The sequence below is a fragment of the Rhodococcus sp. NPDC057297 genome, from assembly GCF_042667435.1.
Lineage (GTDB): Bacteria > Actinomycetota > Actinomycetes > Mycobacteriales > Mycobacteriaceae > Rhodococcoides.
Window position 1 is genome coordinate 248,724 of record NZ_JBHUZE010000009.1, and the last position, 26,282, is coordinate 275,005.

Sequence of the window (26,282 nt, forward strand, 5' to 3'; positions counted from 1 at the left end):
CCTAGATGTGTTCGGTGAGTGGGGTGGGGGTGTTCGTCGTGCTGCGAACGGCGTCGGCGACGTGCGCGTCGAACTGGCGCAAGCGTTCGAGGCCGGTTTGTTCACCGGCGGGAGTGGATTCGAGCCAATAGTGTTCGAGGTCGATGAGTCCGGTGTAGCCGGAAGTAAGGGCTGCGGTCAGCAACTCCACGATCGGGAGGTGGCCGGCGCCCGGCTCGATTCGACCGGGCATGTCCACTACTTGTAGTGACGTGATGTGACCGCGGGCTGCATTCAGCGCAGTCATCAGGTCTCCGTCGGTGACCGAGACGTGTGCGGTGTCGAAGATGATGCCGACTCCGGTCGTGTCCGCGGCTTTCACGATATCGACGGCGTCGGTGATGTTGCGCAGCAGCATGTTCGGGAGTGCGACCATCGGTTCGATGGCCAACTCTGCTCCGAAGTCGGCTGCGAGAATGCTCATCTCGCGGAGGTTGGCTGCGGCGTCCGCCACCTGACGGTCGGCCGAGCGGTCGGGATCGGCGGCGACGAGAACAGCCAGTTGAGAGCTGCTCAGCGTGCGCGCGGTTGTCGCAGCGGCGCGCACGTGCCCTTCGAGTGCACTGCGTCCGGCTGGACTTCGATCGGTCCATAGGGGAGCGCTGATGTATTCGAGGGGGACGCTGACGATGCTGCTGCAGGACAAGCCCGTGTCGCTCAACGCCGCTGCCATCTCGGCGATTTCGCGCTCTTCACGGCGCGTCGCCCAGGGATCGAACACCCCTGCCATACCGATTCTCGCTGCGTGGGCGATGAGATCGACGGGATCCGTGGATCCGACGGTCTCGGAGAACTGCGGCCGCAGGGCAGGAGGGGCGTAGCCGAGGTGCGCTGTGTATCTCTGGGTGAACGACACGGGCTTGTCCTTTTCGGTGATTCGGATCAGCTGGGCCAGGAGCCTTCGATGACGTCGGTGAGGTGGCCCTTCTTCGGTGTCCTGTCGCCGACGATCGGGATGATGCCGCTCAGGGCACGCATGATGCGTAGGCCTGGCTCGGTGTGGACGTCGAGGACGTAGCTTCCTTCGGCGTCGAGTGCACGTTGCAGGGCGGGCACGATCTGGTCGGGGGTTTCCACGCGTTCGCCGTCGACACCCATGCCTTTGGCCACTGTCACGAAGTCGGTCGTCTGCGGCAGATCGACCCACGGGTTGTCGATACCGGACGCTTTCGCCGATGCCCGGTTGGCGAGCAAGCAGTGGTTGTTGTCGATGATGACGATGATCTTGAGGTTGCGCTGAGTGAGGTTCGAGAGCTCGGCGAAGTCGTAGTACAGACCACCATCACCGTGGTAGCTGACCACTGTGCGCGACGGATCGGCGAGCTTGGCGCCCATCGCCACCGGCAGTCCCGCACCGAGCGACATGTAACGCCCGCCCGTGGCCAGCGGTGTGACGGTCTTGTACTCGAAGGCGCGGTACATCCCGAACGCGTTGCCACCCGAGTCGGCCACGACAAGAGTGTCTTCGGGGAGATGGTCGGAGAGTGTCTTGATCAAGAAGTACTGGTTGATCGGCACCTCGGTGCCGTTGTACCAGGACGCCATTTCTTCGAGCCATTCGGCTTTGATGCCGGTGACTTCCTCGCGCCATGCGGTGGTGTCCGCTGCAACCACGCCGTTCGACGCCGATCCCGACAGCGAGCGCTTCGCCAGGTCGAGCAACTGCGTGATGAACTCTTTCGCATCCGCCGCCAACCCCAGGGTCGGCTGGAAGATCTTTGCGATCTCTCGTTGGTCGACGTCGACGTGGACTACCGTCTCCGGCTTCTTGAGCGACCAGGATCCTGTGCTCATCTGTGAGAACGACGTTCCGATCGCGAGCCAGAGGTCGGATCGCTGCAGTGTGTCGTTCGCGCTGCGCCACCCGAAGTTGCCCGACGCTCCGGCGTACAACGGGTGCGCGTCGGGGAGCAGTCCACGGCCGCCCCATGAGGTCGAGACAACCGGAATGTTGAGCAGTTCGGCCAATTCCCGAAGTTCCTCGGCAGCATCGGAGATGTGCACGCCGGCACCGACATAGAGGACTGGTCGCTCTGCTTTGAGGAGCAGCTTGAAGGTAGCGGCAACATCGTCGGCCCGAGCGGCCGGCGGATGCGGCAGGTGGAGCTCCTCGACTGCCATGTTCGTGGTCTGGTACATCGCGGTCTGCGCGAGATCGAGGACCGACGGGCCGAATCGGCCGGTGCTGGCTTCCTTGACTGCTTGCCGGACGATGACCGGGAGGTCACCTGCATCGGAGACCTTCTTGATGTACTTCGAGATCGGCTTGAGCGAGGGGTAGACCTCGACTGCGTCCTGTAGCGGATCGCGAGCTTCGTAAGCCGGCGGGTTGTTCATCACCAGCACCAGCAGCGGTGTTCCGTCGAGCTTTGCGCCGTAGACGGCCGGGGCGACGTGCAGTGCTCCGACGGCCCAGCTGACGACCGCTGATGCGGCGCGCCGCTTGACTCGGTTGTAGCCGTAGGACATCCAGGCCGCGGTGAGCTCGGTACGTCCGCCGAATTCCTTCAGCTTCTCTTCCGCGAACAGGCTGCGTGCCAGGGCGGGAACGGAACCGCCGGTGTATCCGAAGATCATCTCCACACCGGATGCAACCAGTGAGTCGGCGATGGCGTCGGATCCTTCGCGGCGGATCTCGCTGGGTGCCGCATCGGGGGCGCCGGGCACTTCGTCCGGGGTCTGATTGGTGGTGTCGGGTTCGACTGTCTGGTCTGTACTCATGTGTTCGTTGTTCTCCGTTTCTCGTTTTGGTCAGTCGAAGAATTCGACGAGTCGTTCGCCGACCATGACTGCGGTGGCGTTGGGTCCTCGGCTGGTGATCTTCGGGAAGATGGAGGTGTCGGCGACGCGGAGTCCTTCGACACCGTGCACGCGTCCGAACTGGTCGACGACCGCGCCGTCGTCTGGGTCTGCGCCCATTCGGCAGGTGCAGGACGGATGTCCGACGGCGAAGATGTGGCTGCGGGCCCACGCGTCGATGCTCTTGTTGTCGGCGAGGTCCGACTTGTCGAGGTTGGTCATCTTGCCGCCGATGGCGCGCATGGCGTCGCTACCGTACAGCTCGGAGACCACTCTGATTCCCTCACGGAAGCGAACGCGGTCGCTTTCCTCGGCCATCAGGTTCCAGTTGATCTTCGGCTGTTTCGTGGGGTCCGAGGAGTCGAGTTCGACGGTGCCGCGGCTGTCTTCCTGCTGCAGACCGACGACTGTGAACGGTCTCCTCAAGTTCAGTGCCTGATCGACCATGAACTTGGTGGACGTCTTGCGCAGTGCACTCAAGGCCTGCTTCGGATTCTTCGCCATCGTGGTCACTCGCATCATGTCACCGGACGAGATGACGAAGGGGAGAAGCTCCAGATCGTCTGCGTGCGAGGAGTTTTCGGCAGTCCAGTTCAAGGCGCTGGTCAGCACGCCTCGACCGGGGCTCTGGGTGCACTTGCCGTCGAATTCCCACTTCACGCTGAGCTCGGGGTGGTCGGTGAGGTTCTGACCGACACCGGGGAGGTGCTGGACGACGTCGATGCCGTGCTCACGCAGGTGTGCTGCGGGGCCGATACCGGACAGCAGCAGCAGTTGCGGTGACCGCAGCGCACCCGTCGACAGCACGACCTCCTTGCCGCGGAATGTTGTGATTTTTCCGGCGACGTCGGCTTCCACTCCGATGCAACGAGTTCCCTCGAAGAGGACCCGGCGCGCCTGAGCCTTGCCGACCACGTGCAGGTTGGGCCGACCCAGCGCGGGCAGGAGATAGGCAAGCCCTGAACTCTGACGTTTGCCGTCCCACACGTTCAATGGAACGGGTCCGACTCCGCCCTGACCGTCACCGTTCTTGTCCGGATCTTCACGGAACCCCATCTTCGTGCACGCCTCTGTGAAGGCGGCTGTGAATTCCGGTGCGCGATCCGGGTTTTCGCGATGGACGTTGATCGGCCCCGACTTGCCGTGCAGGTCTCCGTCGAAGTCGTGATCGTTCTCACTCCGGATGTAGTGCGGGAGAACCTTGTCGTAGGACCATTCGTCGTTGCCCAGTCCCACCCAATCGTCGAAGTTCGATCGTGGGGCACGTTCCCAGTATCCGCCGTTGATGGCACTGGAACCGCCCATGCCCTTTCCGCGTGGAACCGGCACGGAGACACCAGGAATGAGAGTTCCGAGCAGACTCCACGAGCTCTTGTTTCCGGGCATCGAGGTGGACATGTTCGATGGGTCGAGGATGTCCTCTGGCATGTCGGACAACTGTTGATACATCTCGCCGGCTTCGACGAGCAGGACCGAGCGGGTTTCTTTTTCGCTCAGGCGAGCGGCGAGGACCGAGCCGGTCGATCCTGATCCCACGACTATGACGTCGTATTCCATTGGTTTCTCCTGTCGTGCACGGTGACGCTAGTCACAAAATATGCCTAGTTTGACTGATAGTCAAACTTGCTGAGATGCGATTACCCCGGGACTTTCCGGCGATGTGGGCAATCGAGTCGAACTGGAGTATCGAGGCTGGACCAGGCAGCGCTTAAGCGCTGTCGATCCGGGGCGTAGCAACGATTTACTCGCGTCGTCCAGCCTGGACCGAACGAGCACTGTTACTTCATGGGTGGTACGTCAGCGGAGGGTTAGAGCAGCTTCCGCCAGGACAGGTGATGCCGTCACGACTTTACCGAGGGCGTCCAATTCCTCTGCCGTGTCGAAAGTTTGGCCTCCCGAGGCCCGAACTGCGCCGACGAGAGCTTGTACGCACAAGTCTGTGACGAAATTTAGGTCCAGGTCCCGATGGAAGGCCCAGTCGAGTGTCATGTTGTCCAGGTACCCCATCCACGCTCGCAGCGTGGCCCGTAGGTGCGGAGGCGGGTTCGCGGGACAACCCAAACTCAGCTGTAGGTCGTTCAACGCCTGCCCACGTGCGTTGATGACGATCTCGTACACCTCACGATCGGCATGACCGGTACGCATCAAGGTGGCAAATCTGGTCGGATGCTCGCACACGTACTGGAAGTGCCGTCTGATGAAGCCGTGAATACGTTCGGACGGTGTCCGTTCGACCTCCGTGGGTCGTTCGAAGTCCACCAACTCTTTCCAGGCCTGGTCCACGGCCGCAGCGAACAGTCCGCGCTTGTTCCCGAAGTAGTACGAGATAAGCCCGTGTGCCACTCCGGCGCTTTCGCACACGTCGTCGACCGAGACGTCTTCGTAGGCGTTGGCGGAGAACAAGGCCAGAGCCGCGTCGAGTATGTGTTGCCGGCGGGCCGAGTCTCGTTTTCCGCGTGCGTCCTTCTTCGGAGCCATTCCTGGAGACTACTTCCGTCGTGGGTCGAGCGAGAGATGCGGTTCGGGCCGTCTCATTGCCACCTCCTGATCTCGTCCGCTGTGTGTCACGTCACCGTATATCAGAGATGCTGATAAGCCAAGGGGTTGTTTCGCTCTTTTTCCGCCCCTCGATCGTGTCCGCTCAGCGGATCAAGCGAGTAGGCTCGCACCATAGGCAAGATTGACCAATAGTCAAAGAGCAGGCAAGGTCGTGTCGGGAAACAACGTCAGTTCCGCGAAGAGCGTGTTGGCCAAGGCAACTCGGATCCTGGACGCGTTCGGTGGTAATCGGGTGGCGATGAGTCTGTCCGATCTCGCGCGTGCTTGCGATCTACCACACGCCACCGTGCACCGCCTTGCGGGCGAACTGGTTGCCTGGGGCGGCTTGGAGAGAACCGAGGACGGCGACTATGCGGTCGGTCTGCATCTGTGGGAGATCGGCGCGCGGTCCCGCCGAAGCTGCGACTTGAGAGAGACCGCGATGCCCTTCATGCAGGACTTGTTCGATTCCAGTCGCCACCATGTTCAGCTGGCCTTGCTCGACGGCAGCGATGCACTGTTGATCGAAAAAATCTCCAGTCCGCACGCTGTACCCACGATCGGCCGACCCGGAGGCCGGTTACCGCTCCACGCAAGTGCCGTGGGAAAAGCACTGCTGGCGGCTGCGTCACCAGACTTCCAGGGCACGTATCTCAGCGGACAACTAGCCGCCTACACCGCACACACCTCGACCAACGCGCGTGTCTTATTCAAAGAATTGGCCCTGACTCGGGACCGCGGATTCGCCACGTCCACCGAGGAGTTGTCGGTCGGCGTCGTGTCCTGTGCCGCAGCGATCACCGGCCCAGGTCATACCGCGCTGGGCGCCATATCGGTCGTGACACCAGCCGGCGACGGACCCCCGAGACGATGGAGTCAATCAGTTACTGCCACCGCTGCTGCAATCTCGTCAACAATGGCCCACCAGCGCACCATTCCCACGATCAGCGCGCCGCGACTGGCCGGCCGATCACCAGGTCCGTGAGTGCGACATCAGGTCGGATAGCAGAATCTCTTATAAAGTTGTCCACTCAGCGGAATTGAGACCACTGTGAGCTGCCCCATACTGCAATCTGGTGTCAGCCACCCGACTTCGAGGTGATTTCCGCGTCCCGACCACATCGGTGACCATCCGTATTTCGAGGAGCCGCAATGACTCTGGCCGATCTGCCGCAGACCGACATCGACATTTTCGGCGATGCCACCCTTCGTGATCCCAACCCCGTCTGGACCACCATTCGCGAGCTCGGCAGTGTCGTCTATCTGTCCAGCAGGGACACCTGGCTCATCACCCGCTACGAAGAGGTGCGCGACACGCTCTCGGATTGGGAGAGCTTCACCTCCGCCAAAGGCACGGTGTACAGCGACGAGATGAGCGCGATGCTGGGGGAGACTCCGCTGACCACGGACCCTCCGCTGCACGACAATCTTCGTGGGGTCCTCAGTGACAAACTGGCTCCGCGCGCGCTACGAAAGTTGAACGCGCACATCACCGAACGCGCGGACCTGCTTGTCTCCGAAGCCGTGGAGGCCGGAACTATCGAGGCCATGGACGGGCTGTGCAAACGCCTTCCGGTCGACATCGTCGCCGACCTCATCGGACTCCCGGTCGAAGGCCGCGAAATTCTCCTCCCCGGCGCCGAAGCCATGTTCTGCACCTTCGGCCCGTACGACGAGCGACTGCTGGCGAAGATGCCCGCCATCGAAGAATTCGTCGGGTACATGAACCACGTCACAAGCCGCGATGTCCTTCAACCCGACAGCTGGGGCACTGCCATCCTCGATGCCGTCGACGACGGACGCATCCAACAGGAACACGCGGTCCCGCTCATGAGCGCGTACCTCATCGCAGGCATGGACACCACTGTGCACACACTGGGCTTCTATTTGAAGAATCTCGTCGAGAATCCCTCTGCATGGGCAGCGTTGAAAGAGGATCCGACCCTGATCGGCAGTGGTTTCGAGGAAACCGTCAGACTGGGTTCACCGGTTCAGCTGTCGTATCGCGTCACCACCCGCGATGTCGAGATGGGGGGCCAAGTCCTTCCGGCGAACCGGCGCATCATCCTCGGCACCGGCGCCGCCAACCGAGATCCTCGGCATTACGAGAATCCGGATACTTTCGATATCCGCCGTAACCCCGTCGATCACCTCGCTCTCGGTTACGCCACCCACGCTTGTGCAGGACAGGGGCTGGCACGTCTCGAGGCCAAAGCCTTGATCACCTCACTGCTCAATCGGGTGGAATCACTCGATCTCGTCGGCGAGATCGAAGGGCAATCCCACGTCCCCGGATTCGCGGGGATCAGCCGACTGCCATTGCAGCTGAACGCACTAAGGAATTGACATGAGTTACATCGAACTGGACCGAGACAAGTGCGAAGGCCACGGCACGTGCGAGCAGATCGCTCCGGCCGTGTATCACCTTGACGACGAAGGAGAGCTCGACGTCCTGGCTGGTTCGCTGCCGGAGTCGTTGACCAAAGCCGCCGAAGCCGGAGCGAGGGTGTGCCCCGTAGCGGCACTGCGCGTGGTCGGTGATCAGTGACCCGCATCGAACGCGAAAACATCGTCATCGTCGGAGGCTCCATCGCAGCGGTGACGTCCGCGCAGGTCCTCCGAGCCGAAGGCTTCGACGGTGAGATCACGATGCTCTCCGCAGAAGCGTGCGCACCCTATTCTCGGGTACCACTGTCGAAAGCCATTCTGTCCGGGGTAGCCGGGCACGAAACTTGCGCTCTCCCAGTAACCGCCGACGACTTCGACATTCGACTGCACAGCCGAGCAATCGCGTTGGACGATGAGAGCAAGCTGGTCCATCTCGAGGGTGGGCAGACAGTGCGCTACGACGGACTGGTCATTGCAACAGGGGCCCGTGCTCGACGACTATCGAGACCGACGCAACGCGGCGAACACGTCATTCGCGACATGGACGATGTGCGTGCCCTGTCGCCGCAGCTGCGCACGGCACGTTCGGTCGTAGTCGTCGGCGCAGGGTTTCTGGGGATGGAGATCGCCTCGACCTGCATCAAGCTCGGACTCGATGTCACCGTCATCGACCGTGATCCTCCTCTGCGCCGACTGCTCGGCAGTTGGCTCTCCGCGGTCGTCGTCGCGCAGGCACGCGCGGCCGGTGTGCAGTTCGAGGTCGCAGCAAACGGAGTCGAACTCCTCGGTGAGGACATTGTTAGTAGTGTCCGCTTCGGAGATCGGACCGTCGAGGCCGACGTTGTCGTCTCGGCTGTGGGAGACATTCCCAATTCGGAGTGGCTCGCGGGCAGCTCGCTGGCGAGTGTGGGCCCACTTGTGGTCGACCAACACTGCAGAGCGACCCGAGACATCACAGCAGCCGGGGATGTCGCCGCCATCCGCGACCACAACGGTGTTGTGAATCGACTTCCGCACTGGAACAACGCTGTTCGGCAAGCACGAAGTGCAGCTCTCGCCCTCCTTCACGGCGACGATGCCCCCATTGCCGAACCGGACCACTACTTCTGGACCGAAGCGTTCGATTTGCAGATCAAGGTGTGCGGGCTGATTCCCACGGACGACACCCCATCGATTCTCGAACAGAACGCCGAGAACAACTCGATGGTGCTCCAATGGACGTCGTCGACGACCGGTCGTGTGGCTGCGGCCGCCACCGTCAATCGCAAAATGCCGGTCGTCAAACTCCGCCGACTTGCCGACGAAGCTGCGGTCGGTGCGCAGTGAGGTCGATGTCCGCCCGTCCCGTGGACGAACTGCAACAGATGGTGACGTTCGCTGCGCGGTGGGCACCCTACGGGGGATGCGCATCCGGGGACATCTTCGTCGAATTCGGGATCTCACCGCCGGAGTTCTCGATCCGTGTCGTGGCAGCCTTGTCCGAACCCGGGGCATACGACCTCAGCGAAGCTCAGCGAAACACCGTTCTCAATCAGTGTCGGCGGTTCGCACACCACTCCAACCATGTGCTCTCCGCCCACCGTCCTCCCCGTCGCACACGCACCGATAGCCACTCAGCGTTGTTGTGACCACAGCCTCGCGCTGAGAAAGCGTGCTACCGAACGATGAAAGTCGAAACTCCGCACCCCTGCCACGGGGTGGGTTTCGGCGTGCTCGATAGACGTCGGACAGGTCGCCACGTCGCCCTCGCCCCAATGAACGGACAACATGAACGAACTCGACTTCAGTGGCCGCGTCGCGGTGATCACAGGCGCCGGCGGAAATCCCGGACTCGGGCGGGCCTACGCGCTGCTCTTGGCGTCACGCGGAGCGAAGGTCGTGGTCAACGACTTGGGAGTCGGACCCGACGGCCGCGGACGGATCGGCTCCGGCCCCGACGAAGTCGTCGCGGACATCCACGCGGCAGGCGGTGAGGCGGTCGCGAACTACGACAGTGTCGCCGACCGCGATGGGGCTGCGCGCGTGGTGAGTTCTGCGCTCGACAGGTGGGGGCGACTCGACATCGTGATCAACAACGCCGGTATCGCCCCGTTCGCGATGTTCGACGAAATCTCCGATCACGACATCGAACAAGTGGTGGGAGTGCATCTGATGGGCCACATCTGGATGTGCCGAGCGGCATGGCCCCATATGAAGGCCAACCGATACGGACGCCTGGTAAATGTTAGTTCATCGGTCGCATTCAAAGGGCTTCCGCAGCAATCGATCTACAGCGCCGCCAAACTCGGCGTCGTGGGTCTCACGCGCGCGCTCGCCGCCGAAGGCGCAGAACACGGAATTCGCGCCAATGCCATCATGCCCAACGCGGACACCCTCGCCTGGCAGACGATGCTGTCCGAAGACTTCAGTACAGGTGCCCGAAAGCGCGGTGTCGTTCCCGAGGTCGTCGCGCCCGTAGCAGCATGGCTCGCCCACGAAGACTGCACGTATTCGGGAAAAATCCTGCACACCGAGGCAGGGGGAGTGAAGGAAGTTTTCTTTGCAACCACCACCGGTACGCGGCCGAACCCGGAACTCTCACTCGAAGATGTAGGTGCGGACATCGAGCTGATCGTCGATCGCACTGATTCTGCGGACGTGCCGGACCCCGGAGCGTTGCCCCCGGGTGCTCTTTCTTTCGCCCCCAAGCCGTACAACCTACGCGGCCGCCGAATTTGACGAACCGCAGCCCGATCGAATCGGAAGCGCATGTCACGACCAAGGGAGAGCACATGACCACTCCGAGAGCAGAAACAGCTGTCGCCCTCGTGCCGCCGGTAGTTCCCGATCGCATGCGAGCGGCGGTGTACACCAAAGTAGGTGACCCGTTCACCGTCGAGACCATCGACACACCGCGACCACGTGCGACGGAGGTCTTGATCAAGGTCCGGGCCTGCGGTTTGGTTCCCAATACGATCAATCAGCTCGACCCACCCCCGATGGTGCAGGCGCCGCCTCTGCCGGCCGTCTACGGCCTGGACCCTGCGGGGGTCGTTGTCGAGGTCGGGGAATCCGTCCACGGAATCGACATCGGCGATCGGGTGTACGTCAATCCGCTTCGATATTGCGGAAACTGTAGACCTTGCCGAAAAGGACAGCCCCTTGCGTGCGACTACGCAGCGTTGAACGGTTACTTCGGAACCGGTCCGAAGTCGGCAGAGATGGTCGCGGACTACCCCCAGGGCGGGTACGCGGAATACATGGTCGCGCCGCACTACAGCGTCGTGAAGCTGCCGGACAACGTGAGTTTCGAAACCGGTGCTCGCTGGGGTTATCTGGGTACCGCGTACAGCGGGTTGCGTCGCGCCGCCGTCGGTCCGAACACCACCGTCTTGATCAACGGAATCTCCGGCACCCTCGGATTGGGCGCGACACTGTTCGCGTTGGCGCTGGGATGTTCGACGATCCTCGGTGTCGGTCGCGACGCCGAGCGCCTCTCCCGTGTGCGCGCACTCGCACCCGACCGTATCCATGTGCACACCCCGACCGACGAAAGGTCGACCGAGCAGTGGGCTCGCGGCCTGACAGACGGTTACGGCGCCGATGTCGTTGTCGACGCCCTGCCCGAACGAAGCCCCGCGACTGCATTCACTGCTGCTGCAGCGGCATTGGCGCGAGGTGGCGTCCACGTCAACATCGGCGGCATCCTCGATGACGTGTCGATCAGCCCACCTCGGATCATGACCAGCAACCAGACGTATCTCGGGTCGTTCTGGTTCACATCGGAGGAGGGCCAAGAGATGTCCGAACTCGCCGCGGCCGGACTCGTCGACTTCGAAGTCTTTCAACATCGAATCCACGGACTCGGAGACATCGATGCTGCCATGGCGTCTCTGGCAGCAGGTGATCGAGACGGGGGCTTCACCAACGTCGTCATCGCGCCCTTCGGTGCCGCCGCAACATGACTCCCGTCGACCGAAAGGCATCACCAGGGGACACAGGGCCGACCACGAATCCGACACCGAACGAAGTGCCGTATCCCGAGCGTGATCGAGACCATCACCGGTGGCTCGATGCCACACAGCAGGAAGCATGGCGCAGTCTCGTCGCGCTGCTGTTCCGAATGCCCGGTGCGCTGGACACACATTGTCTCGGCTCAGTCGGCCTCACCCATTTCGCGTCCGCGATCTTGTGCACGCTGTCGACCGCGCCCGAGCAGAGCATGCGTCAGATCGACATCACCACTGCGTTGGATGCGTCCCCATCGCGCGTGTCGCACACCATGGTGGTGCTCGAAGGGCGCGGGCTGACCGTGCGCCGTCCCCACCGCAACCGAGGGTCGGTCGTGACACTAACATCGCGTGGCGCAGCCCTTCTCGAGCAGGCCGCGCCCGCTTACTCGAGAGTTGCTCGTTCCCTCGTGCTCGACGGATTGAGCGAGGCTCAAACCACCGAAGTGGCCGAGCTTTTCGGTGCCCTCGCTACGCGCCCGCAGCTCAGACCCACAAACCCTGGCGAGCGCCGCCGAACAGTGGCAACGCACGGACCACTCCTGTGACACGACAGATCCGGCGTTTTGTGTCGAACCGGGAAACCAACGCACAGGGCTCACATCGTCGGCGGCAGTTGCCCGACAGCACCGAACCCGCACACCTCGTCGAGCGAAGCCGACCCGATTCCGCTCGACCCGACCTACACCGAAAATTCTGTATCTCGACGCGACAAGGATATCTATGCCCCTCGATCACACCCTCGGAATCGAATTGACCCGCGACGAAATCTTCGCAGCTCACGACGGCGGCAAACTGACCGTGTCGTCCCGAATTCCCTTGACCAGTAAGCGCGCGCTTTCTCTTGCCTACACCCCCGGGGTTGCCGAGGTATCGCGCGCGATCGCGGCCGACCCATCCCTCGCTAACCGCTACACCTGGAGTTCGCGACTGGTCGTGGTCGTGAGCGATGGAACCGCAGTTCTGGGATTGGGTGATATCGGCCCACGCGCTTCGCTACCGGTCATGGAAGGAAAAGCCGCTCTCTTTCGTGAATTTGCAGGACTGGATTCCATCCCCCTCGTTCTCGATACCACCGATGTCGACGAAATCGTCGAAACCCTCGTTCGCCTGCGCCCCAGCTTCGGGGCAGTCAACCTCGAAGATGTCAGCGCACCGAGGTGCTTCGAGTTGGAAACCAAACTGGTAGCGGCACTCGACTGTCCAGTCATGCATGACGACCAACACGGAACCGCCATCGTCGTTCTGGCCGCCCTCTACGGGGCCATGACTGTGCTGGACCGAGATCTCACCCGACAGCGGGTTGTGGTCTTCGGCGCGGGCGCAGCAGGGGTAGCGTGCACGAAAATTCTTCTTGCTGCTGGTGTTTCGAACATCATCGTGGTCGACTCCAAGGGCATTGTCAGCGCTGACCGCACCGATCTCAACGCGATCAAACGACACGTCGCACAAAGTACCAACCCCACGAACATCACCGGTGGCCTCGCCGAAGCTCTGGCTGGCAGCGATGTGTTCCTGGGATTGTCATCGGGTCACGTATCCGAGGAATTGGTGGCGACCATGGCGGCGGATTCGGTCGTGTTCGCTCTGTCGAACCCCGATCCGGAAATCCATCCGGACGTAGCACGAAAGCATGCGGCAATCGTCGCTACCGGACGCAGTGATTTCCCCAACCAGATCAACAACGTGCTGGCATTTCCAGGCGTATTCCTCGGAGCCCTGAACGGCGGCGCCACAGCGATCACCGAGGCCATGAAGGTCGCTGCTGCACGGGCCATTGCCGACATCGCCTACAATGACCTCGATCGAGAACGGATCGTGCCCAGCGCGTTGGATCCGCGCGTCGTTCCAGCGGTCGCGGCCGCGGTCGAAGAGGCCAACACATCAGCCGCGGCCACCGCAGCCCTCTGAGCCCGATGTCGAACTCGATCGGTTGCTCACTGCCACTGCGCGAGACCTGCCCAGCGAGAGTGGAAGCGTTGACCGACCCACTGTCGGATACAGCCCCCACAACTGGTGTTCTGCCTCGCCGGCCAGGCTCGACGCGGGAAGTTCGACGGTGAGCGGGCACAGGCGGCGAACGGCCACCACATCCAATCTGGCGGACGCTTCGGTACTGCGATTCGTGCTTCTGTTGGGTGTCTACACCTTCATCTGCACTGTTGTCTTCGATGCTCCGCTCAGTACGTCGATCGTCGCGTCTTTGGCGATCGGATCCCTCGTTCACGTGTGTATCGCAGCGTGGCCGCGTACGTCGAAGGAAATCGAGCGTGATGACTGATGTCGCCTCGTTTCGAAAAACGTGCCGAAACACCGTCTCGTATCGAACGTGTGTCGAAGCGCAACCCACACCGCAGTGTGAAGATCAGCGACAGCCCTGAGTGGGCCAGTGCTGCGCCATGACGAAGCCGCACCCGTCGCCCGAGGTGATGCCCGCGCCCACCGCTGGGCACAGCCGGTCGCCGATCGACGTTCGCAGCATTCGTTCCGATGACCTGCGATACCTGTTGGCAATAGCCCGAAGTGGTCGACGCCGCTCCGCGGCGGCAGATTTGGGAGTCGACCACACTACGGTTACTCGCAGAGTAAGGGCGCTGGAGAAGGCGCTCGGAGTTCGGCTGCTTCAACGCAGCGCTGACGGGTGGGAGTTGACCGACACAGGGCGAGCGGTGGCCGAGAAGGCAAGGCTGGTCGAAGTAGCTGTCCAGGAATCGGCAGACGTTGCGATGGGTATGAACGAGCACCCGCTGCGAGGAACGCTGAGGGTCGCCGCTCCCGACGGGTTCGGCTCAGCTTTCGTAGCTCCTGCTTTAGCAAAATTGCGGTTGAAACATCCTCATTTGACTATCGAACTCATTACTGCGACAAGGCAATTGAATGTGTTCCAATCCGGATTCGACCTTGCTATCGCGGTGGGAACGCCGGTCAGCACCAGGCTGGTCACCGAGCCAGTGTGTCCATACTCGATGGGTTTGTACGCCAGCGACAGTTACGTGAGAGATTACGGTGCTCCACGATCCATGGAGGAACTGCGAGCACATCCGGTGATCTCGTTCGTCGACTCCTTGTTGCAAGTAGGCGATCTGGACTTGGGCCGTCATCTCCCCGGCGTGACTGCGAAATTCACATCCACCAATATCTTCGCTCATGTTGCAGCTACCCGCGCAGGTGGCGGAATTGGGCTGCTCCCTGCGTTCCTGGCTGGTCAGCACGAGGACCTTCGGAGAGTGTTGAGCGAACACATCGATGTCCGTCTTTCATTCTCGCTTGCCACGCGTCGCGAGAGCTTGACCAATCCAGCTGTTCAGGCAGTACGCAACGCCATTCACGAGGAAGTCGGCCGGCGCAGTACTGAACTGGTGCCTCACCCGCCAGGTCGGAACGATCGATCACTGGTGCAGGGCAGTTGACGAGACCGAACGGTGCGACCGGACCGACCAACGGCCTCCATGCTGCTCGACGTGCAACGGGTGTCCGAAACACTGGGATACGAGCTCGGAGGACAGTGCTTCGTCGATCGGCCCGCGAGAGATCGTGCGGCCGTTCCGTAGTAGTAGTGCATGGCTGGCTCTGTCCGGTATCTCTTCGAAATGGTGAGTGACCAGAAGAGTGGACAGAGAGGGCATTTCCAGTTGAAGTTCGCCAAGAACTCTCAGCAGTTCCTCCCGCGCGGCGACGTCGAGACCGGTCGACGGTTCATCGAGTAACAACAGGCTCGGCTGGGTCATCAAGGCACGAGCAACCAGGGTGCGGGTGCGTTCTCCCTGCGACATCGTGGCCCACCGCAGGTCGGTGCGTTCACCCATACCGATGAGCGCCAACAGTTCGCCGACCCGGCGCCGAACAGTGTCGGAAGGCGGTTGGCGTTCCATCAGGTGCGCGGTGTTGGTCAGGCCCGTCCGCACAATGTCCGCGGCGGTCAAGAAAGGTTCTGGGGTATGCCGGGGATCGACGTGGCCTATCAGAGTTCGGAGCTGTCGCATGTCGACTCGTCCCAGCTGGTGACCGAGCACTCGAACCGAGCCGCAGGTGGGATGGATGTGAGCTCCCAGTAACTTCAACAATGTCGACTTACCGGCGCCGTTGGGCCCGAGCACCACCCATTGCTCACCGACCTCGATCTGCAGGTTCATCGATGTGAGAAGACGTCGCTGGGATCGCACCACGTCGACGTCGACGACATCTACAGCGAACTCAGGTCTCATAGGGCACTCCGGGCAGTGGTCTACTCGGCGCCGGGCCAGGTCGGACGTGCCGAGTGGAGATGGTTCTCTCGTCGGGCTTCAGTTCCGGACAAGCTGGAACCAAGGTCATGCGCGGCTCGCGATTCTGCGGTCTGCCGTTCGGGATTTCTCAGCGTCCAAACCGATCCACGACAAGATGTCGTTTGTATGTTGTCCGAGAGTAGGCGGCGCCTGATGGCTTGACCGAACCACCGACCGCCCGTCCGGTGTCTCCATTCGCAGAGATGGACCCGGCAGCTGCACCGGCCCGACAACCGAGTGCTCGACATCCACCAGCAAACCCTGGCTGAGGGTCTGCTCCCATTGGTACACCTCGTCGATCGTTCTGATCGAGCCGGCAGGGACTCCCGCGGTCTCCAGCGTGTCCAGTATCTCTGCGCGGGTTCGATCTGCGTAGTGGTCTTCGATTGCTTCGATGAGCTGTGGACGGTGGGCTACGCGGTCGATGTTCAGCGTGAATCGAGGATCCTCGGCGTTCAGGCCGACGGTGGGTGCGAACTTTTTCCAGATCGATTCGCTGCCGACAGCAACCTGTACGTATCCGTCCGAACATCGGAAGGTTCCGTAGGGTGCGATTTGAGGATGCTGATTTCCGCTGCGTTCCGCTACCTGTTCGCCGACCGTCCATTTCGTGCCTTGGAAAGTGTGAGCACTGACAGCTGCAGCGAGCAGCGACGTACGGACGACCGTTCCCCGGCCCGTCTTTTCCCTCCCAGCCAGAGCCGCACACACCCCTGTGGCGCCGTGTACGCCGGCCAGGACATCGGCGATCGGTACGCCGAGTCGGGTAGGCCCGCCGTCGGGATCGCCCGTGAGCGCCATCAACCCTGCTTCGCCCTGAGCGATTTGGTCGTACCCGGCGCGTGAGCCTTCCGGTCCGTCGTGCCCGAACCCGGTGATGGACAGTGTGATGAGTCGAGGATTGAGTTCTTGCAAAACGAGCGGCGAGAACCCGAGCCTGTCGAATGCACCAGGACGCAGGTTTTCGATGAGGACGTCCGCGCGTTCGATGAGTCGAGTGAGTGCCTGCCGTCCGTGCTCGCTCTTCAGGTCCAACACGATCGACTCTTTGTTTCGGTTGGCCGACATGAAGTAGGACGACTGCCGATCGTCCTCCGGACCGACGAACGGCGGACCCCACGTCCGCGAATCGTCACCTGTTCGGGGGGCCTCCACCTTGATCACCCGGGCGCCGAGATCACCCATCATCATCGCGGCGATAGGTCCGGCAAGTGCACGCGAGAGGTCGAGCACGAGCACATCCTGCAAAGGTCCCTCGGTCATTGTCGTTCCCGTTCTTCAAAAGGTGTCGAATACGCAGGCACTTCGGCTGAATTGAAGTCGCGCGGTGTTACGGAGTGCGGAGTTTGACGTTGATCTGTTTCGTCTGGGTGAAGCCGGCGATCATGCCTTCCAAGGACACTTCTCGACCGATTCCGCTCTGCTTGTAGCCCCCGTAGGACTGTCCCACCATCTGGCCGCCGCCTTGATTGACCTGAACCCATCCGGTCTCCAGGGCGTGGGCGGTGGACAAGGCCTGGTCCAGGTTGTGGGTCCACACATAGGCGGCGAGACCGTAGTGCGAGTCGTTGGCCATGTCGATGACATCCGATTGATCGGACCAGGGGATGGCCACGAGTGCGGGTCCGAAGATTTCTTCGCGCGAGAGCCTCCACGAATTGTCCGCTCCGGAGAAGACTGTGGGACCCATGTAGTAGCCATCGGTGTTCGTGCCATCTTTGGGTGAGCCGTCGAGGACAGCTGTCACCTTGGATGAGCTCAAGCCGTCTTCGAGGAAATTGCAGACGGAAGAGAACTGCTTGTCGTTGATGATCGCACCGATGTCGGACGTTTCCGAGAGGGGATTGCCCACTTCGAGTGCGGCCAAAGTCGTTACGAGTTTGTCGAGTACCTCATCGTAGATATCGCGATGCAGAAACAATCGTGATCCCGCAGTGCAGCTTTGTCCTTGCCTGTGAACCCGGGTGGAGAGAAGGAGATTGTCAATGAACGCTTCGTCCACGTCGACGTCGGGGAAAACGATCGAGGGATTCTTGCCACCGAGTTCGAGCGAAACGTGAGCCAAGCGACCGCCGGCCTCGCGGGCGACGTGCCGGCCAACTTCCGTCGATCCGGTGAACGACACCTTGTCTACACCGGGGTGGTTGACAAGAGCCTCTCCGACGACTGAACCTCGACCTGTGACAATGTTCAGCGTCCCGGCAGGAAGAAATTCGGCGCAGATTTCCGCCAAGAGCAAGACACTGAGCGGCGCTGCTTCGGCTGCCTTGACTACTACTGTGTTTCCGGCGACAAGAGCGGCTGGGATCTTGAATCCCGCGATCATCAACGGCGAATTCCAAGGCAGAATGCAACCCACCACACCCAGCGGTTCTTGCCGCGAATACTGAAGCTGATCGTCGCCTGCAGGGAGCACTGTGCCCTTGATTTCGCCCGCAACTCCGGAGAAAAAGCGGAAAAGGTTGACCAGGGTTGTGACTTCCGGCCGAGCCTGTGTGCGAAGCGCATTGCCGGTGTCCAAGGCAGTTAGGCGCGCGAGTTCTTCTGAACGCGCTTCGATTGCTTCTGCGATCTTCCCCAGCGCCCGCTGCCGGGCAGTGAAATGTTGTGATCGCCAGGGTCTGAATGCACGTCGCGCAGCGTTCACGGCGCGATCGACATCCTCTGTCGTCGAACTCGGGACCCGAGCGATCAAATGTCCCCGCAAGGCCGGAGTCGTTACCTCGCTCCACCCGCCTCCTACTGCTTCAGCCCACTCCCCATCGACGAACATCGGATAGTCCTTCGCGGCAGGTATATCCAACTGCTGGGGCGAAGCCTGAGTAGAGGTCACGACAAGCACTTCCTAACGTATCGACCGATATTCGACAGTCGTCGATCCCAGGCGTCCGGCAGCCCAGCCCGGGCGGATTATTGGCTGAACCCCACCCTGCTCGCCCACCCAGTGGGCGATCAAGCACCATCCCTGCAACCGGGGGGCGCAAAAATGCGCAGTGGACTTCGCGACCAGGCTGCGCACCGTGGCACTTCGGCTCGAAGTTGCGCTCGAAACGCGTTGGCGTCTCAGTACACCCGCTCCGCGTTCACCTAGGCATGGGTGAAAACCATCGACCTGCCCGAACCTGAAGGTGGACAGATAAGTGGGCGTTCGATTATAGTACGTCCAATCAATTAGCCCATCCCGGCTGTCGCTCCGTGAACTCATTCGACGTGAATCCGAAACAGCAAGGGATTTAGAGCCTTCGAAACCAGAATGAAGACGGAAGTGATCGATGTTCACATTGACCGAGGACGAGAAGGCCATCAACGAGACGGCCAGAGATTTCGCGGACGAATTCTTGGCCCCCAATGCGGTGGAATGGGACCAGGCCAAGCACTTCCCGGTGGACGTGCTGCGCAAAGCGGCGGGTCTGGGGATGGGCGGGATCTACGTGGGCGAGGACGTCGGCGGATCCGGCCTGACGCGCCTCGATTCGGTGCGTATCTTCGAGCAGCTCGCGACGGGTGATCCGTCCATCGCGGCGTACATCTCGATCCACAACATGGTGACGTGGATGATCGACACCTACGGCACCGACGAGCAGCGTCGCCAGTGGGTTCCGGGGCTGTGCTCGATGGATCAGCTGGGCAGTTACTGCCTCACCGAACCCGGCGCGGGTTCCGACGCAGCGGCCTTGTCCACCAGGGCTGTTCGCGACGGCGACGAGTACGTACTGAACGGTGTGAAGCAATTTATCTCCGGCGCAGGCACATCCGACGTCTATGTCGTGATGGTCCGTACCGGAGACCCGGGCCCGAAGGGCATCACGGCGATTGTCGTGCCGAAGGATTCGGCGGGTCTGTCGTTCGGTGCCAACGAGAAGAAGATGGGCTGGAATGCGCAGCCGACGCGTCAGGTCATCTTCGAGGACGTCCGGGTTCCGGCCGCGAATGTGCTCGGCGGTGAGGGCCAGGGTTTCAGGATTGCAATGAACGGCCTCAACGGTGGCCGGCTCAACATCGCGGCGTGCTCGATCGGCGGCGCACAAAGCGCGCTCGACAAGGCAGTCTCGTATCTGCTCGAGCGCAAGGCGTTCGGCTCCAGGTTGCTCGATCAGCAGGCACTGCAATTCCGGTTGGCGGACATGAAGACCGAACTCGAAGCAGCACGGACAATGCTGTGGCGTGCCGCGGACGGTCTGCAGAACGATGTGCCGGACAAGGTCGAACTGTGCGCGATGGCAAAGCGATTCGCCACCGACACAGGCTTCCAGGTCGCCAACGATGCCCTGCAGCTTCTCGGTGGTTACGGGTATCTTGCGGAGTACGGTGTGGAGAAGATCGTCCGCGATCTTCGCGTGCACCAGATCCTCGAAGGAGCCAACGAGATCATGCGAGTCGTCGTGGCTCGCGCCATGACGAGCCAAGGCGTCGAGTGACGTGGGCTGTCTGAACCGACTTCATACCAGCACCATTCCTCGACCAGCCGCCACGTTCTAAGGCCGCGTCCACGATGCGCACCACGAGCAGTCGGCGAGAGGTTCGAAGAGTCGGCACCCCACGACAACCCCAGAAATAGGTACCTAGAGTAGTCCCGCCTATCGGAGGAAATAATCAGTGCCACATATAGCCATCGAATACACGTCCAACCTCGAGGGGCATCTGAACGTGCAAGATGTTGTAGACGCCCTGCATTCCACGGCGCAACAAATGGACATATTCCCGCAATGGGGCATCAGGACATTCGCGACCGCGGTCGAGAATTCGCGCGTCGCGGAGGACGTCTTCGGCGGTGAAAACGGATACGTGCACGTTCGAGTCAAGGTCGCCGGAGGCCGCGATGACGCGACCCTGACCAAAATTATTGATGGACTCCACGGCGCATTGAGTTCGTCACTGTCAACTCTGTGTTCGGAACGACCGGTGGGCTTTCAACTGGAGGTGTTTCGGTTCGACCCCGCTATCACCCGTTCAGGGGGCAGTATCCCCGGATCGCCGACTCAGCGCCTTTGACAGGGATGCCTCTGCTGCTGACGAGGACCGCACAAGTCGCCTCAGGTGTTGTGATCGCGCCCGCGCCAGTAGTGGCGGATGGGTTCGATAGCGGAAATACTTCGCCAGACCCCCGGGCTACACCGTCGGGACGCCCGTCGAGAAGCTAGACCAACCACCGCTTCCGCCGTATGCGTGATCGTCGACGGTGACCCCCGAGCCCCCACGTACGGTGCCGATCATGACCCAGCCGTCGGGCAGCATCGACCCGGCCCGGAACGTCCCGACCAACGCGTGATCTTCTCCGCCGCCGAGCACCCATCCGAGTGCTGCAACGCCGAGCTCTGTTGCAGCAGCCTTGAGATCGTCGCTGACAACAAGACGCTCGGCCTCGATGTCGATCGCGACCGAGGATGCCTCACAAATATGTGTGAGGTCCGCAATCAAACCGTCGGAGACATCCGTCATCGACGTAGCGCCCGCACGCGCGGCAACAGGGCCTTGCGCGTAGTCCACACTTGGCACCCTGTGTTCAGCGACAAGTCCGTCGTAGCCATCAATTCCGGCAGCGAGAACAGCAAGACCCGCACCCGACCATCCGAGCCGACCTGCCACCGCGACTACGTCGCCAGATTCAGCACCCGATCGAAGGACCGGTGCATGCCCATCGAGATCCCCAAGGGCCGTAATGGAAATTACGAGCATCTCCGTTTGCACTACATCACCCCCGACCACTCCCGCACCCGCCCGTTCGGCCTCGAGCCAGAACCCGTCGGTCAACTCGTCGACAACGGAAACGGGTGTGTCGGGCGGACATCCGAGCCCTACGAGGAAACCAGTGCACCGGGCGCCCATCGCTGCGATGTCCGCACCGTTCTGCGCTATCGCTTTGCGACCCACGTCGACGGCACTGGACCAGTCGTACCGAAAATGCCTACCCTGCACCAACATATCCGTGGACACGACGACCGAGCCCTGCGGTGCAGCAACAATCGCAGCGTCATCACCCGGACCAAGAATCGTAGGAGCTGGGTGTCTCCTATCCCGCGTCGCCCGCTCAATGACTCCAAACTCGCCGACTTCGCTAACCGTCTGGCCACATGACAAACCACGCTCTTTGATGACTGGCCCCTATGATTCGTCGGGTGATGCTCGCTCAGCGGATTTGCCCCGCCGCTCTGTTCTCGCTACTTGGCTGACCTTAGCAATCGGATCAACGAAGTGTTTTTGACGAACCGCACAACACCGAGATGGTCGCTGTCGATACGTTGCTCCGAGACGAGCGAGAACCTGAACCGCCACTCGATGGAGCGTAGTGCGGTAGTTGCACCCTACACCGAGGGTGCCATTTGGATGGGTTCGCAAAAGTGCGAATAACAAAACTACTACTTTACGTAATATCTATTATCAGAAATAACCGTTGTGCGCCAACGTAACTCAGCATACTTAGATTTGCCGATAATTTACGTTATGACAACCTGAAGCCCGAATTCGTTGTGCTGCATCATATTCAGTGCGTGTTTAAACAGCAGCATGCAGACTCGCCAACTCGAGGTCGACCACGTTACGCCGTCGATCACGAGGCGGGCCATGCCTGGACCTGCGAGTTCACGCCAGCGGGCCCACGCTGGATCGAACATCCGCCCAGACCCGGCGCAGCACACCGATCAAGGCCGCCTGCTCACAGTTCCGATCGGCCAAATCGAACCTGGACTCTGACAACACTGCGTTTCGTCACCAGTGACGAAACGCAGTAATCATTCCAACCCGCGACCAAGCCTGCCGTCCACTAACGTCAAGATATATAGATATGCCCGACGGACCGGATGTACGACACCACTTGCCGGTTTCGCTCGTGCCACTGCTGCGACGGGGTCCATCGACTGCACGTTCCCTGCAAACTCCATGGGCCACGAAACGATCAGGACATCGATGTTCGACCACAGCCTGCATTCATCCCTGTCAGTACTGACACAAGCTAAGAACACTATTTCGTCACTGTGACGAAATAGTGTGTGTCGCTGGGGCACAGCGGATATCGATTTACTTGTCGAGTTCAGGCAATGGCGAGGCTCGCCCGGCGTGTGCACGATCGCGGAGTGCGGCGGGTGCCCATTTCGGCCAGCTCGCTTGTCCGACGAGGGTGCCGTGGATGTAACGGGCGCACGGCCGGAACGGTGTCTGTGCGCTACCGTTGTCGAATACCCCGACTTCGTCGGCGATGTCGATCGCGGCATCGAGATGGGTCCACAGGCGTTCGTATCGGTCCCGAATCTTCTCTTCCGGTACGGCGTGGCCACCGCGGCGAACTCGTTCGGTGACGCGCTGGATCGACAGTGCGACCGGGACGATGACGATGTGCAGGTGAACGAGGTAGCCGGCGTCGACTGCGTCGGACACCAGCTGAACTTTGCTCGGGTGCGAGAACACGGTCTCGGTGATGAACGAGCGACGCTGGGCGATGTTTTCGCGGCGCCGGCCCTCGGCGATCTGTGCAGCGTCGTATGCGTGTTCGACCTGTGCGTCCGGCCATCGTTCGAGTGCGATCTCGTCGGCGTTGATGAACGGTAGGCCCGTGACCGGAATCAGCACATCGCGTGCGTACGTTGACTTTCCGGCGCCGTTCGGCCCGGCCAGTAGGTGCAGCAGCGGCATCAGTGCGCGGGGTGCACGACCAGATTGCCGTCCTCGTCGACTTCGGAGTAGGACTCCCCTGCCGCCGCGAACTGGGCTGCGTAGTCCTGTCGACTGCGCAGAGATGCCGCGCGATCGGACCATGCCTCACGGACAAGTGCTTGTTCGTGTTCCCCGAGGTCGTCGTAGTTCCCGGTTCCAGCGAGGACCTCACTGATCGCGCGATGGTTCACACGCGGCGACATTTCGAGTTCGCGCCCTATTCGCGCCCAGTGCGCGATCTGTTGCGGCACCGTCCGAGAAGTGGTGAGCGTCGCAGCAGCTGCTGACTCGTACACATCCGCCGGCAATCGGGTGGGCTGACTGGTCCTGACCATACCAGATTGTAGCACCGCGCTACACCCAATTCTACGTGCAAAGAGGCCTCGACACGGGCCGGAAATCGCTGCAGACGTCCCCGCCGACCAGGCCGTGGGAAGCGAAGCCGCAGGCTATACAGACACAAGCCCATATGTACGACCGTACGTATGGTCGAACATGCGGGCGGGGTGTGCACGAGATGGCGTTCACGATCTGAACGCCCGACACCCTGACCGATCGAGGCACCGCAAAGGACCCGGCGGCATACCGCTCGCTCTCCCTCGCTCGTCTGTGGGTGGTCGCGGCCAACCGAGCAGTATCGGGGCCGAAGCGACAATGAGGCTGTGGCAGCTCGATCGTGAAACCGGCACCGAGGGGCGTCGCTGCACTCGGGTCGCGGCGCCGGCGCGAGCACGACCGCAGCTGGCTGCAGATCTCGGCTGCGCGTCCACTCGCTACCGCCATGCCACTGAGGCGGGAAGACGTTCTCCCGCACGATGATCGTGCGGGAGAACGCTCCCGCATGGCACCGCTTCTTGATGACCCGCGTGGAATGCGGACAGCGTGACCCATCCGCACCCGCCTGCGGTACTGCCATCTCGCCTGGAGGCTGAAACCTCCGACCTGGGCTACCGAGTGCAATGCGATCGGTGCCCGACCGGTCGCGCCGACGGCCCTATCGGGATCCGGAGCTTTCGCATCCGAGACGGACGATATCGGCTGCCAGTGCGGCAAGCGGGACGTTGGAGTCCTGGGACAGTTTGGACATGAGCGCGAACGCTTGTGCTGCGTCGATCCGGTAGCGTTCCATCAGCATGCCTTTCGCTTGGCCGATGAGATCACGTGAGGCGAGGGCGGATTCGAATTGCTTGTTCTTGTTCGCTGCGTACACCGCGACGGCTCCGTGGGTGGCCAATATTTCCCCGATCTCGATGTCGCGTGGACCGAACGCGTTCGGTGTCAGGGCGAACACGTTGAGTGCTCCGACCGTGTCCTCGTTGGTGTACAGCTGGAAGGACAGCGCGCTGCGCTCCCCGGCCTCGACCGCGGCGGGCCCGAATCGTGGCCATCGGGGGTCGGTTGCGAGGTCGTCGGATGCGACGAGCACCTCGGTGCGAGCGGCGTCTACGCAGGGTCCTTCGCCGAGTCGTTCCTGCAGCGAGTCGAGCCGAAGAGGCAGTTCACTGGTCGCGGCGTGCGACTGGAACGCTTTGGCGCCTGCGACGACGAGTATGTCGGCGCAGTCGCGGCATCGATAAGCTCGGTGACCGACTCGGTCACAGCGGTGAACGTCTCCTCCACGCTCCGGGGATGGAAGAAGCTGCGGGCGGCGACCGCGAGCGCATGCTCGAGCGCGTCCCGGTCGTGGACTGCAGGGGCGTCGGGTTCGTGGTCGTGCATCGAAAAAGCTCCAGCCGTCGAAGGTGGGCCTCGGCACGTGCGGCGTACACACCCAGGCCCCGCGCCCCTTCTCCACGAGAACCGGTGAACAGCGCGCCGACGCCGTGTACCGCTCACCCTACGGCCCGAATCACCCGCTTCGGGCACCCGAGTGCGATCCAGCGTCCGAACCGGCGAACATTCCCCCCTGTTCGATCGGTTCGCCGAACCATCTCCGGTCGACACCACACCGCGCGTCGACCTGACCGAGGCGCGAGCGATGCAACCAACAAGGTCAGAGGCCGCGGCAGCGGCACTCGTTCACTCAGTTCTCGCAGAATCTTCTCCGCCGCGACCGGTCACCAGTTCGGAAGGACGATGGTCAGGAATCCGATTCCCAGGATGATGCCGAGGGCGCCGGCGCCGTAGGCGAGGAAAGCGTCGGCCCGCGGGGCGGGAGGCCCCGAAAGGATCGGGCTGCGGTCGGCCCAGAGCGCGGCGCCGAGAGCGAGGATGCCGAGCGCGACTCCGAAACCTGGGGTCCAGAAGCACACGATCGACAGTGCGCCGATCATCAGCGCTGAGTCGGTGTTCTCGCGGCGGTCGAATGCCCGCCGGTTCCACCACCGCCGATCCTCGGGTCCGCCGGCGGTTCCCTCGGGATTGTTCCTGTCGGCCGTCAACGTCATTGCGTGTGCTCCTTCGTGTGTCGCATGCTGCCCGATGCGGTTCTTGCGCAGCATCATCGGCCGTCCTCGTGAGACAGCACCTGCCCCGAAAATTTTTCGAAAAATTGTGCACAACCATCTTGGCACTCGGATGGTGAGAGTGCTAATTTCTGTATCGCACAGTCAAGAGCAGCCCGCTACAGGGGCGGGTGCATCTGGAGTTGATGGAGGTGGTTGCTGTGCTTCGCTTC

General features: G+C 61.8%; 25 protein-coding genes and 1 pseudogene. 14 read left to right on the top strand and 12 right to left on the bottom strand.

Annotation, left to right across the window (positions count from 1 at the left end; genetic code table 11):
- Position 1: 1 nt before the first annotated feature.
- The 4 genes from ACFULT_RS23085 to ACFULT_RS23100 all read right to left on the bottom strand — a co-directional run bounded on the left by ACFULT_RS23085 (position 2) and on the right by ACFULT_RS23100 (position 5,316).
- The gene (locus ACFULT_RS23085; protein WP_378482644.1) at positions 2 to 895 is read right to left on the bottom strand and encodes a sugar phosphate isomerase/epimerase family protein; all 894 of its coding nucleotides are present in this window, start codon (positions 893 to 895) and stop codon (positions 2 to 4) included.
- A gap of 26 nt (positions 896 to 921) precedes the next feature.
- Positions 922 to 2,760, bottom strand: coding sequence for a thiamine pyrophosphate-binding protein (locus tag ACFULT_RS23090; protein WP_378482645.1), 1,839 nt, complete (start codon positions 2,758 to 2,760; stop codon positions 922 to 924).
- Between the two features lie 30 nt (positions 2,761 to 2,790).
- Positions 2,791 to 4,395 carry a mycofactocin system GMC family oxidoreductase MftG gene (gene mftG, locus ACFULT_RS23095; protein WP_378482646.1) on the bottom strand — a complete coding sequence of 535 codons (1,605 nt, stop codon included), beginning with the start codon at positions 4,393 to 4,395 and terminating at the stop codon, positions 2,791 to 2,793.
- Positions 4,396 to 4,635: 240 nt separating this feature from the next.
- The gene (locus ACFULT_RS23100) at positions 4,636 to 5,316 is read right to left on the bottom strand and encodes a TetR/AcrR family transcriptional regulator (RefSeq protein WP_378482647.1); all 681 of its coding nucleotides are present in this window, start codon (positions 5,314 to 5,316) and stop codon (positions 4,636 to 4,638) included.
- Between the two features lie 202 nt (positions 5,317 to 5,518).
- Here ACFULT_RS23100 and ACFULT_RS23105 point away from each other — a divergent pair, with 202 nt between their 5' ends.
- From ACFULT_RS23105 to ACFULT_RS23160, 12 genes and pseudogenes are all read left to right on the top strand, one after another.
- Positions 5,519 to 6,361 (top strand): IclR family transcriptional regulator, encoded by an 843-nt coding sequence (locus ACFULT_RS23105; RefSeq protein ID WP_378482648.1) that lies wholly within the window; start codon positions 5,519 to 5,521, stop codon positions 6,359 to 6,361.
- Positions 6,362 to 6,528: 167 nt separating this feature from the next.
- Positions 6,529 to 7,722 (top strand): cytochrome P450, encoded by a 1,194-nt coding sequence (locus ACFULT_RS23110; RefSeq protein WP_378482649.1) that lies wholly within the window; start codon positions 6,529 to 6,531, stop codon positions 7,720 to 7,722.
- A 1-nt stretch (position 7,723) separates the two neighbouring features.
- On the top strand, positions 7,724 to 7,924 hold the full coding sequence (locus tag ACFULT_RS23115) for a ferredoxin (RefSeq protein ID WP_378482650.1): 201 nt from the start codon (positions 7,724 to 7,726) through the stop codon (positions 7,922 to 7,924).
- Positions 7,921 to 9,090, top strand: a complete 1,170-nt coding sequence (locus ACFULT_RS23120) for an NAD(P)/FAD-dependent oxidoreductase (RefSeq protein ID WP_378482651.1) — start codon at positions 7,921 to 7,923, stop codon at positions 9,088 to 9,090. The genes ACFULT_RS23115 and ACFULT_RS23120 overlap by 4 nt, the downstream gene beginning before the upstream one ends.
- Before the next feature lie 5 nt (positions 9,091 to 9,095).
- Complete coding sequence (locus tag ACFULT_RS23125; RefSeq protein WP_378482652.1) at positions 9,096 to 9,392, top strand: hypothetical protein; 297 nt, start codon at positions 9,096 to 9,098, stop codon at positions 9,390 to 9,392.
- 139 nt (positions 9,393 to 9,531) lie between these two features.
- The gene (locus ACFULT_RS23130) at positions 9,532 to 10,482 is read left to right on the top strand and encodes an SDR family NAD(P)-dependent oxidoreductase (protein WP_378482653.1); all 951 of its coding nucleotides are present in this window, start codon (positions 9,532 to 9,534) and stop codon (positions 10,480 to 10,482) included.
- A 53-nt stretch (positions 10,483 to 10,535) separates the two neighbouring features.
- Positions 10,536 to 11,708 carry an alcohol dehydrogenase catalytic domain-containing protein gene (locus ACFULT_RS23135; protein WP_378482654.1) on the top strand — a complete coding sequence of 391 codons (1,173 nt, stop codon included), beginning with the start codon at positions 10,536 to 10,538 and terminating at the stop codon, positions 11,706 to 11,708.
- On the top strand, positions 11,705 to 12,301 hold the full coding sequence (locus tag ACFULT_RS23140) for a MarR family winged helix-turn-helix transcriptional regulator (RefSeq protein ID WP_378482655.1): 597 nt from the start codon (positions 11,705 to 11,707) through the stop codon (positions 12,299 to 12,301). The genes ACFULT_RS23135 and ACFULT_RS23140 overlap by 4 nt, the downstream gene beginning before the upstream one ends.
- Positions 12,302 to 12,476: 175 nt before the next feature.
- Positions 12,477 to 13,664: an NADP-dependent malic enzyme gene (locus tag ACFULT_RS23145; protein WP_378482656.1), complete on the top strand. Its 1,188-nt coding sequence runs from the start codon at positions 12,477 to 12,479 to the stop codon at positions 13,662 to 13,664.
- A gap of 148 nt (positions 13,665 to 13,812) precedes the next feature.
- Entirely contained in the window at positions 13,813 to 14,034 is a 222-nt protein-coding gene (locus ACFULT_RS23150; protein ID WP_378482657.1) for a hypothetical protein, read from the top strand.
- Positions 14,035 to 14,182: 148 nt separating this feature from the next.
- Positions 14,183 to 14,407 (top strand): annotated as a pseudogene (locus ACFULT_RS23155) (LysR family transcriptional regulator); the annotation flags it as partial.
- A gap of 15 nt (positions 14,408 to 14,422) precedes the next feature.
- Entirely contained in the window at positions 14,423 to 15,163 is a 741-nt protein-coding gene (locus ACFULT_RS23160; RefSeq protein WP_378482678.1) for a LysR substrate-binding domain-containing protein, read from the top strand.
- Here the strand turns inward: ACFULT_RS23160 and ACFULT_RS23165 are convergent.
- The 3 genes from ACFULT_RS23165 to ACFULT_RS23175 all read right to left on the bottom strand — a co-directional run bounded on the left by ACFULT_RS23165 (position 15,143) and on the right by ACFULT_RS23175 (position 18,851).
- Entirely contained in the window at positions 15,143 to 15,958 is an 816-nt protein-coding gene (locus ACFULT_RS23165; RefSeq protein ID WP_378482658.1) for an ABC transporter ATP-binding protein, read from the bottom strand. The genes ACFULT_RS23160 and ACFULT_RS23165 overlap by 21 nt on opposite strands.
- A 105-nt stretch (positions 15,959 to 16,063) precedes the next feature.
- Positions 16,064 to 17,281 (bottom strand): CaiB/BaiF CoA transferase family protein, encoded by a 1,218-nt coding sequence (locus ACFULT_RS23170; RefSeq protein WP_378482659.1) that lies wholly within the window; start codon positions 17,279 to 17,281, stop codon positions 16,064 to 16,066.
- A 67-nt stretch (positions 17,282 to 17,348) separates the two neighbouring features.
- Positions 17,349 to 18,851, bottom strand: a complete 1,503-nt coding sequence (locus tag ACFULT_RS23175) for an aldehyde dehydrogenase family protein (protein ID WP_378482660.1) — start codon at positions 18,849 to 18,851, stop codon at positions 17,349 to 17,351.
- A gap of 439 nt (positions 18,852 to 19,290) precedes the next feature.
- On the opposite strand from ACFULT_RS23175, the gene ACFULT_RS23180 reads away from it, so the two are divergent.
- Entirely contained in the window at positions 19,291 to 20,436 is a 1,146-nt protein-coding gene (locus ACFULT_RS23180; protein WP_378482661.1) for an isobutyryl-CoA dehydrogenase, read from the top strand.
- Positions 20,437 to 20,614: 178 nt separating this feature from the next.
- Positions 20,615 to 21,010 (top strand): hypothetical protein, encoded by a 396-nt coding sequence (locus tag ACFULT_RS23185; RefSeq protein WP_378482662.1) that lies wholly within the window; start codon positions 20,615 to 20,617, stop codon positions 21,008 to 21,010.
- A 117-nt stretch (positions 21,011 to 21,127) separates the two neighbouring features.
- Here the strand turns inward: ACFULT_RS23185 and ACFULT_RS23190 are convergent, their stop codons facing one another.
- The 5 genes from ACFULT_RS23190 to ACFULT_RS23210 form a co-directional block, all read right to left on the bottom strand.
- Positions 21,128 to 22,096 carry a thiamine-phosphate kinase gene (locus ACFULT_RS23190; RefSeq protein ID WP_378482663.1) on the bottom strand — a complete coding sequence of 323 codons (969 nt, stop codon included), beginning with the start codon at positions 22,094 to 22,096 and terminating at the stop codon, positions 21,128 to 21,130.
- Between the two features lie 936 nt (positions 22,097 to 23,032).
- The gene (locus ACFULT_RS23195; RefSeq protein WP_378482664.1) at positions 23,033 to 23,644 is read right to left on the bottom strand and encodes a zeta toxin family protein; all 612 of its coding nucleotides are present in this window, start codon (positions 23,642 to 23,644) and stop codon (positions 23,033 to 23,035) included.
- Positions 23,644 to 24,000: a hypothetical protein gene (locus ACFULT_RS23200; RefSeq protein ID WP_378482665.1), complete on the bottom strand. Its 357-nt coding sequence runs from the start codon at positions 23,998 to 24,000 to the stop codon at positions 23,644 to 23,646. Before ACFULT_RS23200 ends, ACFULT_RS23195 begins: the two co-directional genes overlap by 1 nt.
- Before the next feature lie 659 nt (positions 24,001 to 24,659).
- Positions 24,660 to 25,460, bottom strand: coding sequence for a GAF and ANTAR domain-containing protein (locus ACFULT_RS23205; RefSeq protein WP_378482666.1), 801 nt, complete (start codon positions 25,458 to 25,460; stop codon positions 24,660 to 24,662).
- 262 nt (positions 25,461 to 25,722) lie between these two features.
- The gene (locus tag ACFULT_RS23210; protein ID WP_378482667.1) at positions 25,723 to 26,052 is read right to left on the bottom strand and encodes a hypothetical protein; all 330 of its coding nucleotides are present in this window, start codon (positions 26,050 to 26,052) and stop codon (positions 25,723 to 25,725) included.
- Positions 26,053 to 26,282: the final 230 nt, after the last annotated feature.